This window comes from Polyangium sp. 6x1 (assembly GCF_029946515.1).
Taxonomy (GTDB): Bacteria; Myxococcota_A; Polyangia; order Polyangiales; family Polyangiaceae; genus Polyangium.
The window spans coordinates 24846-38166 of the sequence record NZ_JARZHH010000078.1 but is presented as its reverse complement, the minus strand read 5'-3'; the positions used below and the strand labels follow the sequence as shown (position 1 = coordinate 38166).

At 69.2% G+C, this 13321-nt stretch carries 11 protein-coding genes; 4 read left to right on the top strand and 7 right to left on the bottom strand.

Going from position 1 to position 13321, the window contains the following annotated elements; all coding sequences use genetic code 11:
- Positions 1-22: 22 nt before the first annotated feature.
- Both QHF85_RS42345 and QHF85_RS42340 read left to right on the top strand, forming a co-directional pair.
- A complete protein-coding gene (locus tag QHF85_RS42345; RefSeq protein WP_281333154.1) occupies positions 23-1468 on the top strand; it encodes a hypothetical protein in 1446 nt (481 codons plus the stop codon).
- Positions 1469-1499: 31 nt separating this feature from the next.
- Entirely contained in the window at positions 1500-2963 is a 1464-nt protein-coding gene (locus QHF85_RS42340) for a hypothetical protein (protein ID WP_281333153.1), read from the top strand.
- 19 nt (positions 2964-2982) lie between these two features.
- Here the strand turns inward: QHF85_RS42340 and QHF85_RS42335 are convergent, their stop codons facing one another.
- Positions 2983-3765, bottom strand: a complete 783-nt coding sequence (locus QHF85_RS42335) for an SDR family NAD(P)-dependent oxidoreductase (protein WP_281333152.1) — start codon at positions 3763-3765, stop codon at positions 2983-2985.
- Positions 3766-3906: 141 nt separating this feature from the next.
- Between QHF85_RS42335 and QHF85_RS42330 the strand changes: the two genes are divergently transcribed.
- Positions 3907-5550: an AMP-binding protein gene (locus tag QHF85_RS42330; RefSeq protein ID WP_281333151.1), complete on the top strand. Its 1644-nt coding sequence runs from the start codon at positions 3907-3909 to the stop codon at positions 5548-5550.
- A gap of 10 nt (positions 5551-5560) precedes the next feature.
- On the opposite strand, the gene QHF85_RS42325 is transcribed toward QHF85_RS42330, so the two are convergent.
- The 3 genes from QHF85_RS42325 to QHF85_RS42315 form a co-directional block, all read right to left on the bottom strand.
- Positions 5561-7456 carry a serine/threonine-protein kinase gene (locus QHF85_RS42325; RefSeq protein ID WP_281333150.1) on the bottom strand — a complete coding sequence of 632 codons (1896 nt, stop codon included), beginning with the start codon at positions 7454-7456 and terminating at the stop codon, positions 5561-5563.
- Between the two features lie 79 nt (positions 7457-7535).
- Complete coding sequence (locus QHF85_RS42320; RefSeq protein WP_281333149.1) at positions 7536-8219, bottom strand: thioredoxin family protein; 684 nt, start codon at positions 8217-8219, stop codon at positions 7536-7538.
- 114 nt (positions 8220-8333) lie between these two features.
- Positions 8334-8792 carry a hypothetical protein gene (locus QHF85_RS42315; protein WP_281333148.1) on the bottom strand — a complete coding sequence of 153 codons (459 nt, stop codon included), beginning with the start codon at positions 8790-8792 and terminating at the stop codon, positions 8334-8336.
- 250 nt (positions 8793-9042) lie between these two features.
- Here QHF85_RS42315 and QHF85_RS42310 point away from each other — a divergent pair, with 250 nt between their 5' ends.
- The gene (locus QHF85_RS42310; RefSeq protein WP_281333147.1) at positions 9043-9609 is read left to right on the top strand and encodes a hypothetical protein; all 567 of its coding nucleotides are present in this window, start codon (positions 9043-9045) and stop codon (positions 9607-9609) included.
- Here QHF85_RS42310 and QHF85_RS42305 read toward each other — a convergent pair whose 3' ends face one another.
- Genes QHF85_RS42305 through QHF85_RS42295 form a run of 3 tightly spaced genes read right to left on the bottom strand, consistent with a single transcriptional unit; the run spans position 9610 to position 13282 of the window.
- On the bottom strand, positions 9610-11271 hold the full coding sequence (locus tag QHF85_RS42305; RefSeq protein WP_281333146.1) for a sensor histidine kinase: 1662 nt from the start codon (positions 11269-11271) through the stop codon (positions 9610-9612).
- Between the two features lie 20 nt (positions 11272-11291).
- On the bottom strand, positions 11292-12467 hold the full coding sequence (locus QHF85_RS42300; RefSeq protein WP_281333145.1) for a zinc-dependent alcohol dehydrogenase: 1176 nt from the start codon (positions 12465-12467) through the stop codon (positions 11292-11294).
- Between the two features lie 35 nt (positions 12468-12502).
- The gene (locus QHF85_RS42295; RefSeq protein WP_281333144.1) at positions 12503-13282 is read right to left on the bottom strand and encodes a YgaP-like transmembrane domain; all 780 of its coding nucleotides are present in this window, start codon (positions 13280-13282) and stop codon (positions 12503-12505) included.
- Positions 13283-13321: the final 39 nt, after the last annotated feature.

The window sequence follows — 13321 nt, the reverse complement described above, 5'->3', positions numbered from 1 at the left end:
TTTTCAGGCGAGGTGATGCGTCATGAGGGCATTGCGCGGAGGGTTCGTCGGGGCCATCTTGGTCGGCGTCGTGCACGTCGCGGCAGGCTGCGGCGGGCCGGACGATCCTGACGGCGCGGGCGGGGGAGGGAGCGGCGGAGGCGGCGGATCCGGCGGCGATCCCATCACGTGCTCGTTCGAGGTGGCCTCGCACGACGTGGGATGCCCCGCCGGGAGCTGCCCGATCACGGCCGACGTGGAGGTGCGCTGCACCGAGCGCGAATTCGGCGCGGCCGGCGTGCGCGTCGCGCCGGGGCCTACGGGCACGTTCCTCGGCACGTCGAGCCACGAAGGGACCTATCTCTTCGAGATCACGCCCTCGGGAGGCAGCCGCTTCGACGCATTCCCGATGCGGCTCGACGCAAGCGCGATGGTGCTCGCGCAGGGGCCGACCGGCGAGGTGTATGCCGTCGGCGACGAGACGACGATCGACGGGAGCACGTCGCCGGTCGGATACCCGAACGGCCTCGCGCTCGTGCGGCCGGAGGGGAGCGGGTTCGTCAAGGAGATGGTCGCCGACAGGGACGATCGTTACGTGCCGGTCTACGATTTCGAGATCGATCCGGCGGGCGCCGCGCACGTGTGGTACGCGAGTGAGCCGCCGAGCGGGATCTCGGTCGCGACGCGCTCCGTGGACGGGAGCTTCTCCTCCGCGGCCGCGCAGATCGTCGGCGACGGGAGTCGATTCACGATCGACGCCTCGGGCGCGCCCGTCTCGCTCGGGTTCATCCCCAACGGCTCCTTTTACGATCTCGCGTACGGCGATCCGCCGGACGTGCTGAGCGGCCTCTCCGTATCCTCGCCGGCCGCGAAATACCGCGTGACGCAGGCCCCTGCGAGCGTGCTTGGCGGGGCCGTCGTACCGTTCGTCGCCGTCATTCAGCACGACATCGGCCTGCACGTGGTGTGGCCCTCGGGCCAGGCGTCCGACGAGATCGAGGTCGCGGACACGAACGTCCCGTTTTATGTTTGTCCTGTCAGCACCGATTACGATCCGCAGAACGGGACCTGCCCGGCCCCTTGCCACGAGACCGCGACCGGCATCGAGAATGGGGCCTTCGCGGTCACGCGGACCGCGGACGGCACGGTCTGGCTCGCCTGGATCGTGAGCCACCTCGATTACACGCGCGTCTACCAGAAGCAATGCTTCGACGACGAGACGATGTGCATCTGCGGCGGCGTGGCCGAGGACGTGAAGACGACGAACGAGCTCGTGATAGCGCGATACCAGACCGGACAGGTCCTCGTCGATCCCCTGATCACGCTTCCGATCGACACGCCGTCGACCTACAACCTCTACTCGGACCTGTGGACGGACGTGCGGCTCCTCGACATGCGGGCGTTCGGCGACACGGTCGCCGTGGGCGTGCGGCTCGAAGACGAAACGGGGATCAAGGTGCGCGTGCTGCGAATCCTGAACACGCCCTGAGGACGCTCCTTTTCCTGGGAGGTAACTTGGCATGATGCGAGCGTATGCGCTGTTTGTCGGCGGATTGTCGATTGCGCTTTTGTGTGTCGCCGGGGGGTGCGACGATTCGGTCGAGGGGCGTGTGGTGGCTGGATCCGGCGGCGCCGGCGCGTCGGGTGGACCTGGCGGCCAGGGCGGCGAGGGCGGTCAGGGCGCCGGACCCGTGACCTGCTCGTTCGAGGTCGCCTCGCACGAGGACGCTTGCCCCGGCGCGAGCTGCCCGATCGTCGCCGATGTCGAGGTGCGTTGCACGGAAGGCATGTTGCTCGGCTCGGCCGGAATCCGCGTCGTCCCGGCGCCCGCGGGGACGTACCTCGCCACGTCCAGCGTCATGGCCACGCATTTCTTCGAGATCCGCGCGGACGGCGGGCGCCCGGTCGACGGGTTCCCGCTAAAGTTCATCGGGCACGCGCCCCTGCTGCTCGCGCAGGACACGGACGGCGCGGTGCTCGCCGTCGCCGACCAGAGGGTCGGCGGTCCGAATGCGGAGAGCCTCATGCTCGTGCGAACGCCGGGCGTGGGTTTCACGATGGAGGCCATCACGACGCGTGAGGTCGGAACCCTTTCCCCCCTCGATTTCGAGGTGAATGCGAGCGGCGTGCGCCACGTGTGGAACGAGAACGCGCCGCTGTCCAAGGACAACTCTCTCTGGACATCGCCCCCGAACGGCATGTGGTCGGAGTCGAACGTCGGCACGAGGGATCGATTCACGCTGGACGCGTCGGGCGCGCCCGTCTGGATCGGACGACACGTCACGGACGCAGGTATCGCGCTGCAATACGGGGATCCGCCGAAGGACCTCGGCACGCCGAAGCCCTACGATCCGAACGGGCTCGGCAATCCATTGCCCTACCGGGTGACGCACGGCTCGCCCATGGCCCTCGATCCGGCCGCGCCGCCGATCGTCGCCGTCCTCCAGCACGACGAGGGGCTGCGCGTCGTGTGGCCGGACGGCGACTCGTTCGGCGAGATCCTCGTGCCGGAGACGGCCGTCCCGTCGTACGTTTGTCCGCCCGCGAGCGAGCTCCCCGGCAACCCCCCGTGCGCGCCCGATTGTCACGAGACGGCGACGGGGATCGAGCACGAGGCGTTTGCCGTGACACGCACGCAGGACGGGGCCGCGTGGCTCGCGTGGGTCGTGCATTCCCTCGATTACGTGCACGTGTACGCGGAGACGTGCTTCGAGGGGAACCTTTGTTTTTGCGACGATGGCCCGCCGACGGACGTCAAGACGAAAAGCGAGCTCGTGCTGGCGCGCGTCGCGCCCGGCGCGAGCCAGGTCGAGAAGGTGCTGACGCTCCCGATCGATCGCGTCTCGGCGTTCAACTACAACGTGGACTTCCGGGGGGAAGCGCGCCTCGTGGACGTGCGGGCCTTCGGGAGCGAGATCGCCGTGGGTTTGCGCCTGGAGGACGACAAGGGCGCCAAGCTGCGGGTGCTCCGGATCAAACCCTGAATTCCGCGCCGCGCCCCGATCAGGCCGTATACCCGCCGTCGACCACGATCTCGGCGCCCGTCACGTACGAGCTCTCGTCCGAAGCGCACATCAAAATGGACGCCGCCACCTCCCGCGGCGTCGCGAAGCGCTCGAACGGCGAGGTCTTCGCGACCGCTGCGTAGGCATCCCGCACGTCGCCGAGCTCTTTCACGAGCGCCTGGAAAAACGGCTGCTTCTCCCACATCGGCGTCTCCACGCCCCCGGGCAGCACGGCGTTCACCCGGATCCGGTGCGGCGCCCCTTCGAGCGCCGCCACCTTCGTCAGCATCACCACGGCGGCCTTGCTCGCGCAATACGCGCCCGCGCCCGCGACCGCTTTTTTGCCCGAGGCGCTCGCCACGTTGACGATGCTGCCCCCGCCCCCGCCGCGCATCACCCGCAGCCCCCGCTGCGTGCCCAGAAAGACGCTGTCGAGGTTCACCGAGACGACCCGCCGGAAATCGGCGAGCGTGCTCTCGGCGAGCGGACTGCTCGACGCGACGCCCGCATTGTTCACCAGGACATCGATCCTGCCCCAGCCCGCGAGCACGCGCTCCATGACCGACTCCCAGTCCGCCTCGTCCGTCGCGTCGAGCTCCAGGGCGAGCGCCTGGCCGCCGCGCGTCGCGATGCGCGTGGCCGCCGCCTCCGCCGCGGCGACATCGATATCGGTGACGACCACGCGCGCGCCCTCCTCCGCGAAGAGCTCCGCCGTCGCCTGCCCGATGCCCGACCCTGCGCCCGTCACGAGCGCCACCTTGCCTGCGATGCGTCCTTGCATGGTGCCCCGAGCCATCATCCGCGGCCCCGTGCGCCTCGTCAACCGTCGAGCATCCTCGAAACCCTCAGGATATGCCCGGGACGTCCGTCTCCGTTCATTTCATCTCCCGGGCGCCGCGGCGTCGTGCCACGATGGCGCGCCATGACCGCCGCTCTCTCCTACACCCACGGCACGAGCGCGACGCCGCTGCTCGGCGAAACCATTGGGGAAAACCTGCGCCGCACCGTGTCGCGACATCCGGACCGCGAGGCGCTCGTAGTTCGCTCGCAGGGCGTGCGCTTGACGTACGGCGAGCTCTGGGAGGCGACGACGCGGGTCGCGCGGGGCCTCATCGCGTTCGGCGTGAAGCGGGGCGATCGCGTGGGGCTCTGGTCGCCGAACCGATTCGAATGGGTGGTCCTCCAGTACGCCGCGGCGCGCGTGGGCGCGATTCTCGTGAACGTCAATCCCGCGTACAAGACCGCGGAGCTCGAATACGCATTGCGGAAATCGGGCGTGTCCGTGCTGTTCGCGGCGCGGAGGTTCCGGACCACGAGCTACGTGGAGATGATCGCCGAGGTCCGCCCGCGCCTCGCGGAGATGAGGCTCGTCCTGATCCTCGACGACGACTGGAAGATGATCGTGGAGGCGGGCGGGCACGTGAGCGACGACGCGCTCGCCGAGCGCGAGGCCGAGCTCTCCTTCGACGACCCGATCAACATCCAGTACACCTCGGGCACGACGGGTTTTCCCAAGGGCGCGACGCTCTCGCACCACAACGTGCTGAACAACGGTTTTTTCGTGGGCGAGGCCCTCGGCTACGGCCCGGACGATCGGGTCTGCATTCCCGTGCCGTTTTACCATTGCTTCGGCATGGTGATGGGCAACCTCGCGTGCACGTCGCACGGGTCGACGATGGTGATCCCGGGCGAGGCGTTCGATCCGCTCGCGGTGCTGGAGACGGTCGAGGCCGAGAGGTGCACGTCGCTCTACGGCGTGCCGACGATGTTCATCGCGGAGCTCGATCACCCGCGGTTCAAGGAGTTCGACCTGCGCTCGCTGCGCACGGGGATCATGGCGGGATCGCCGTGCCCCGTGGAGGTCATGCGGCGCGTGGTCGCAGAGATGCACATGCGGGAGGTCACGATCTGTTACGGAATGACCGAGACCTCGCCCGTCTCCACGCAAAGCGCGATGGACGATCCAGAGGACAAACGCGTCGGCACCGTGGGCCGCGTGCATCCGCACGTGGAGGTCAAGATCGTCGAGCCGAAGACGGGCACGGTCCTTCCGCGCGGCAAATCCGGCGAGCTCTGCACGCGCGGCTACAGCGTGATGCTCGGGTACTGGGGCGACGAGGAGGCGACGCGCGTGTCGATCGACGCGGGCCGGTGGATGCATACCGGCGACCTCGCGACGATCGACGAAGGCGGATACGTGAACATCGTCGGCCGCATCAAGGACATGATCATCCGCGGCGGGGAGAACGTGTATCCGCGCGAGATCGAGGAGTATTTGCACCTCCACCCGCGCGTGAGCGAGGCGCAGGTGATCGGGGTGCCGAGCACGAAATACGGCGAGGAGATCATGGCCTGGGTCCGGCCGAAGCCGGGGGACGCGCTGACGGAGGCCGAGCTCGTCGAGTTTTGCAAAGGCAGGATCGCGACCTTCAAGATCCCCCGCTACTGGAAGATCGTCGACGAATTCCCCATGACCGTGACGGGGAAGGTGCAGAAGTTCCGGATGCGCGAGGTGGCCGTGAGCGAGCTCGGGCTCGAGCTCGTGTCGCGAATCGAGACCGCCTGAGCCGCGGAGATCAGTTCCCGAGCTTCGCCCGAAGCGTGCCGATCGCGTCCTTGAGCTCCGCGTCCTCACGATAACAACACGGATCGCGCTTGGCCGAGCAGGGGACGTCCTTGACGATCAAGAGCTCGTCGAGGGCGCGCCCGTCGCCCTCTTCTGCCGCGCGCGCGAAGAGCGCTCGCTTGTCGGGACAAGCGGCCTTGCGCAGCTCGTACGCGACGCGCAGGGCGGGCGTGGCGCGGTCCAGGATCCCGGGCTTCGCGAGGATGTCCTGCGCGCGGCGGCTCGCCTTCGTGCCGCCGCGGGTGCGCACCACGTGGAAGAGGACGTCGAGGCCGCCCGTGCCGAGCTCGTTTTCGAGCGCGCCGAAGACCTGATCCGACTCGGTGAAGCTCGTCTCGAAGCCAATCCCGGCGACGACCGCGACCACGTCGCCGCGCAGCTCGTTGCCAGTCAGGCGCGAGGGATCGAGCTTGGCGAGCGCGAGGAATGCCTTCGCCCCCGGCCGCCATTCCTTGCGGGACGCCGCCCGCCGGAGCCGCTCGGCCCATTCCGTGGCGTCCGCGCCGTCGATGTCGGTCGGCACGCTCGCCGGGACCGCCGCCGGGCTCGTCCGCGTCGGCTCGGCGCTCGTCGTGGGGCCCGCGGCTTCCTTGGTGTCGGACGATCCTCCGCGGAGGAGGACCACGACGAGGAGGAGCCCCGCGACCGCCGAGAGGCCCGAGGCGATCAGAATGAGCGAGCGCTTCGGGAGCTTGGCGGCGGGCGAGGCGGCCGTCTTCACGGGCGCGGCCTCGGGGGCCTGCTCCGGCGCCTTTTTGATGTCGCTCTCGAGCGCCTTTTCGAGCGCCTTTTCCAGGTCCTTTTCGGGCGCCGCGGCCGCCTCGTCGAGCGCCGCGAGCACCTCGCTCGCCGAGGCGAACCGGCGATCCGGCTCCCGCGCGAGCAGCCGCATCACGACGGCCTCGATCCGCGGCGGCACCTGGATCGCGGGCGCGCGCTCGCGCATCGGCGGCGCCTCCTCGCTGCGGATCTTCTTCAGGTGCAGCCCCGGGTCGTTCTCCTCGAACGGGCGTTTGCCCGTGAGCATCTCGTACATCACGACGCCGAGCGCATACAGATCCGAGCGCGCGTCGACGCCCTCCATGCCGCGCGCCGCCTCGGGCGCCATGTACGCGAACGTCCCCATGACCATGCCCACGCCCGTCAGCGCCGGGCTCGGCTTCGCGTTCCGCCCCTGATCCGAGAGCAGCTCGACGCGCACCTTGGCGAGGCCAAAATCGAGCAGCTTCACCGTCCCTTTGGCGTCGACGAGGATGTTTTGTGGCTTGACGTCGCGGTGCACGATGCTCTTTTCGTGCACGGCCCCGAGGGCCATTGCGAGCTGCCGGCCGATGGAGAGCGCGCGATCGAGGGGCATGGGACCCTGCTCGATGAGGTCCTTCAGCGGCGTCCCCTCGACGAACTCCAGGATCAAGAACTGCGAGCCGTCCTCGAGCTTGCCGAAATCGGTGGCCGCGACGACGTTCGGGTGGCTCACGTGCGCGCCCGCGATGGCCTCGCGCTCGAATCGCACGGCGAGCTCGACCATGCGGGCCATGTCCGGCCGGAGGACCTTGATGGCGACGCGCTTGCGCAGGTGGACCTGCTCGCCGCGGTAGACCGCCCCCATGCCGCCGTGCCCGATGAGCTCGTGCACGACATACCGATCCGAGAGGACCTTCCCCACGAGCGACGCGAGCTCGTCCTGGAGGAGCGAGCCTCCCCCGCGCTCTTCCAGCGCCGAGCTCGAGATCAGCATGGCGCTCGGCTCGCCGCCCGGGGCCGCCGCCGGCTGCGCGCGCGGCACCGTGACGAGGTCGTCGAGGACCGAAGGGGAAGGCCCGTCCGGCGGCGTGGGATTCGACATGCGCCGAGACTACCCGAGGTCGTGCGGTCCAGACAATGGACGGGCAAGGGGTCGGCGGCCGCACGAGGCCGAGATGATTTCAGGATCCGTACTTGACGCTACAGCCGTAGGCGCGGGTGTCGGGCGTGCGCACGGGTTTGCCGGCGGCGAGGTCTTCGAGGGCCGCTTCGACGTGGTTCACGAGCTTGCCGTCCTTCGGCGACTCGCCCTCGCCGTCGGGCGAGTTGTCGATGGCGCCGCGGTAGACGAGCGTGCCCTGCGCGTCGATCACGAACATGTGGGGGGTGTTCGTCGCGCCGTACAGGTGCCCCACCTTGCCCGTCTCGTCGGCGAGCACGGGGTTTTCCATGCCAAACGATTTTCGCCCCTCGGCGACACGCGTTGGCCCGTGGCCCTGCTTGCCCGGCGCGGACGAGTTGATGCCGAGCCAGACGACGCCCTTCTCGACCGCGCGCTTCGAAAACCCCTTGAGCGAGCCCTTCGTGTGGGAGGCCTTGACGAACGGGCACTCGGGGTTGAACCACTCGAGGACCACGGTCTTGCCGCGGTAATCGGCGAGGTGGTGCGTCTTGCCTTCGTAGTCGGTGAGCGTGAAATCGGGGGCGGGCTTGCCGACCTCGGCGCCCGCAGCCGGTTTGTCCGAGGCCGCCACAGCGGCGGGGGCTTTTCCTTCGGGCGCCTTCGCCTCCGGCGCCGGGGCAGGCGCTTCCTTGTTGCAGGCGAGGAGGAGGAGCGGAAGGAGCAGGAGGTGACGTGCGGTCATGCGCGGCATCTTTCCACGGTCGCGCGGGGCGGCAAGGAACGTTTCCGTGCTCGGCGGGATCGCCGGCCCGAGGGCAGCGCGTGGGCGTGATGGCAGGGAAAGACGCGGAGCGCTTCAGGTGCCGGTCGGCAGGAGATCCCCCGGCCGCCGCACGGAGTCCGCCGGGCGATGCGCCTCGAGCCACGCGCGGGCCTCGGCCTCGGTCGCGGTGAACGTCACGGGGAACGAGAAGCGGCTCGGCAGGATGTGGGCGCCCGCGGTGAGGACCATCGACATCGCGACGCGGGTGGGGAACGAGGCGCCGAAAATGGCGCCGGCGCGGACCGGAATCCGCTCCGTGGAGCCCCGCAGGAAGACCTGCCGCACGCGCTCGCCCGAGCTCGCGTACCGCGCGACGTCGAGCATCGAGAGCAGGGGGCCGTGCTTCCGGCCGAGCTCGTAGATCCTGCCGATGATCGCCTCGGCCTCTTCGACGGAGAGCGGGCCATCGAGCACGGTGCAGATCCGGTCCGGGGCCTCGAAACGGATGCGGTGCGACCCGAACGGCTCCTCGAATGACGACGATGTTTTCATGACGCACCCCTCCGCGGCACGATCGATTCCGCGATCCTCTTTGCAACGACCGATCCAGCCCCCTTCGCCCGCCATGAATCGAATCCTTTCATGGAGTTGAGGCCTCGGCCTTCGCGCGCCCGCCGTTGCACCCGGGAAAGGGGCCCCGACGGCCCTTGCGAGGATGCAATCTTGCGATGATGCGCCGCGTCGTCATGGTCGAAGGAAACCGGATGACAGGCGCGGGGAGTCCGGCTTAGAGATTCTTCCCATGCGAACGATCTCTTGGTTGGGCTTGGTCTTTCTGTGCCTCGTCGGATCGGCTTGCGGGGCGAAGGTCGTCGTGGATGCGCCCAGCGAGGGCGCGGGCGGCGGCGGCGGGGGCTCGGGGCCCTCGACGTGCACGTCCGGCGAGGTGGAGACGTGTTATGGGGGCCCCCCGGGCACGGCGGGCGTCGGGATCTGCAAGGAGGGCAGCCGCGTCTGCCAGGCGAGCGGCACGTTCGGGGAGTGCGTGGCCGACCTGCTACCGTCCTCGGAGATCTGCGGCAATGGCGTCGACGAGGATTGCAACGGGATCGCGGACGACCCTGCGTCCTGCAATGGCGATTGCGTGGGATGCGCCCAGTACGTCTCCGATGGGAATCCCTCCGCCGTCCTTTGTCCGAGCTCGAAGCCAGTCTATGACACGCTCTTCGCTTGCCTCTGCGCCGGGAAATGCGCCGTCTCCTGCAGCGCGAGCTACTGTGTCGGCTCCGACCCCGGGCAGTCGTGCATCGACTGCGCGGTCGCCGGCGACGGGTGCGGCAATGAGTTCAACGCTTGCGCGGTCGACTGATCACGCGGCCATCTGCGCGCGTTCGTCCGGCCGTCTCGGCAATTCGACGGTGAACGTCGCGCCGCTGCCGGGCTCGCTCGCCACGCGGATCGTGCCGCCGAGCGCGTCGAGGATGTGCTTGACGATCCAGAGACCCAGGCCAAACCCGCCATAGTGCTGGTTCGAGACCGCGCGCTCGAATCGATCGAAGATGCGCGCCTGGTGCTCGGGGGCGATGCCGATCCCGCGATCCCGCACGACGAGCCGCGCCGTCGTCTCGTCGCCCTCCACCACGAGGTCGATCGGTTTGCCGGCACCATATTTGATCGCATTCGCGAGGAGGTTCGTCACGATCTGGTCGAGCCGCGCCCGGTCCCAGCGGCCCGGCAAGGGCGCCTGGGCGCGGACGTCGATCCTGCATCCGGCCCGCGCGGCCTCGTAGCCGAGCCGGAGCGCGACGTCACGCGCGACGGCCGAGAGGTCCACCTCCGTGAGCTCGACCCGGAGGCGGCCGGCCGTGATGCTGGAGATGTCGAGCAGGTCCGTGACGAGCGCGCCGAGGCGCTCGACCTGCCGGCGCACGATCTCGAGGCGCGGGAGCAGCTTCTCGGGGGGAATGGAGGCCGGGTCCTTTCGCAGGGCGCGCAGGATCTGGCTGACCTGGAGCCCGATCGGCGTGAGCGGCGTCTTCAGCTCGTGCGAGGCGATCGAGAGGAATTCGTCGCGCAATCGGATCGCGTCCTGCGCCTCCTGGTAGAGCCGCGCGCGCTGGGCCTCGGCGCGGCGTTTGTCGGTGACGTCGATTCCCGTGCCGATGACGTGCTCGAGGCGGCCGCGGTCGTCGACGAGGGCGGTGCTCGACCAGGCGATGCAGTGCCTCGCGCCGTCCTTCCCGACCCAGTGATTCTCGTACCCGTCCGCGTGCTCCTGCGCGTCGACGATGCGCAGGAAGACCTCCTTCACGGCCTCGCGCTCCTCCGGGGCGAGCAGGCGTTCCCAGAAGGCCGCGCCGGCGACCTCGTCGAAGGCATATTTGGTGAGCCGCTCGCAGGCCCGGTTCCAGCGCACGATGCGGCCTTCCCTGTCGAAGACCACGACGAGCGCGCCGATCGTGTCGAGGATGGCGGCGGTGAAATCGCGCTCGTGGCGCAGCGCGTCCTGCGCGGCCCGCCGCTCGGTCACGTCCGTCGCGAGGGTGATGAAATGGTCCGGCTCGCCCGTGGGTCTTCGGACGAGCGAGACGGCGATTTCGACCCAGACGAGCCTTCCATCCTTGCGGATGTATTGCTTCTCCATCGAATAGGTGGGGATCTCGCCCGCGGCCAGCCTGCCCGCGAGCGCGACGTCCGCCTCGACATCGGCCGGGTGCGTGACGGCCTGAAAGGTGAGTTTTTGGAGCTCCTCGATGGAATATCCGAGGAGGTCACAATAGCGCTGGTTCAGGTGCAGCCAGTGCCCGTCGAGGTCGACGTGCGCCATGCCCACGGCGGCCTGATCGAAGGTCGCGCGGAAGCGCGCCTCGCTCCGCGCGAGCGCCCTGCGGGAGCGGAGGAGGCGAGCGGCCACCATCGCGCAGACGAAGAAGGCGGCCGCGGCCGCGACGCCGAGGGAGACGAGCGCCGTCCTGTGTGCGGCGCTCGTGCTCAGGAGCGCCGGCTCGAACCGAAGGGCCAGAACGAACATCTCGCTCCATCGGCGCGCGCTCACGCTTCGGGTGTGAAAACGACGCGCATGCAACCGTCTCGTTTCTCCTTGAACGTGTCGTAGGCCATTTGCCCGTTCGCGAGAAGGGAGCGGTGGGTGATGAGGTAACTCGGGTCGAGCTCGCCTTTCCGGATGTGCTCGAGCAGGCGCGGGATGTACCGCTGGCCGTGCTGCTGGCCCATCTTGAGGGTGAGCCCCTTGTTCATCGCGGCGCCCATGGGGAATTTGTCCACGAATCCCCCGTAGACGCCCATGATGGAGACGGTGCCGCCCTTGCGGCACGCGAGGATGGCCTGGCGCAGGACCGTCGGCCGGTCGGTCTCCAGGCGGACGGCCTGCTTGACCCGGTCATAGGCGTAATCCACGCCCGTGCCGTGCGCCTCCATGCCGACGCAATCGATGCACGCGTCGGGGCCGCGGCCGCCGGTCATCTCGCGGAGCGCCTCGCGCACGTCGACCTGCTCGTAATCGAGGATCTCCGCGCCCGCCCGGTCTCGCGCCATGGCGAGCCGCTCGGGGAAGCGGTCGATCGCGATGACCCGCTCGGCGCCGAGCAGGTAGGCGCTCTGGATGGCCATTTGCCCGACGCCGCCGCATCCCCAGACGGCGATGACGTCGCCGCGCTGGATGTTGCAGAGGTCGGCGCCCATGTACCCCGTGGGCAGGGCGTCCGAGGCGAAGAGGACGCGCTCGTCGGGCAGGCCCTCGGGCACCTCGAACGCATTCGTGTCGGCGAACGGCACCCGCACGTACGTCGCGTGGCTGCCCGCGAAGCCGCCGAAGGCGTGCGAGTAGCCGTAGATGCCCGCGGTGGGGTAGCCGAAGAGTTTGTCGAGGACCTCGGGCTTCGGATTCGTGTTGTCGCAGAGCGAGTACTGCTCGGTCTGGCAGAAGAAGCAATGGCCGCAGCCGATGATCGAGCCCACGACGACGCGCATGCCGGGGCGAAGCTTCTTCACCTCGGTCGCGACCTCGACGACCTCGCCGATGAACTCGTGGCCGAGGATGTCCCCCTGCCGCATCGTGGGCACGTACCCGTCGAGCAAGTGCAGATCCGAGCCGCACACGCTCGACATGGTGACGCGCAGAATGGCGTCGTGCGGGCCGAGGATCTCGGGATCGGGGACGGTCTCGACGCCGACGCGATTCACGCCTTGATAACAGAGCGCCTGCATGGTCGTTCTCCCTTCGTCGTGTGTTCGTCTCGGCGTCACGCCGCGCGTGTCACGGGGATGAGGCGGCCGGAGGGTTGTCCCTCGGTCGTCACGATTTCGCCGGCTTCGAGCAGCATCTTGAGGCGGCGCAGGCCGGCGCGGGCCCATCGATCCGGGTCTTCGCCCGCCACCGCGGCGAGGGCGCGGAGCAAGAGGCCGCGCGTCTTCGAGAGGTCGAGCACGAGCCGGATCTCCGTCCCTCGACCGCCGGGGGCGTTGCCGAGGAGAATGGCGAGCCGCTCCGGGGGGCCCTCCGCGTGGCTGAGCACGAGGGCCTGGGCCTCGTGGTCCAGATCGATATGGGCCTCCCACGAGGAGCGCTCCCCATTCATGGCCGTCCATACCCGGATGCGCCCCGCGCCGAGATCCTCCACCCGCTCGACGTGCGGCGCGAAATGGGGGACGTGCGCCGGATCGCGGAGGAACGCATAGACCTCGTTCGCCGGGCGGGCGACGGTGACGGTGCGCTCGATCCGCGTGAGTTTTTCAGTGTCGAGCACAGGCATGTGCGTGGGCTTCGGGGCCTTGCGGGAGCTCAGGCCGAACGCCGCATACGCGGGGCAATGGCCGCGGACGCCGCGCGTGGCGAGCGCGCCGCCGACCGCGCCCGCCAGGAGGCCGAGCGCGCCCCTCCGCCAGACGCCCCAGGCGACGAGGCCACCGCCGAGCGCCGTGGAGACGACGCGCTCGCTCGGGCCCACGTTCAGCGGGTTCGTCCTCCGCGCGCGCGCGGGAATGCCGTGGATGTCGTCGAGCCTGGGTGTCTTCGATTGCATGCGCGCTCCTCTTGGGCGTCGGGCCCAAGGCGGAGAATG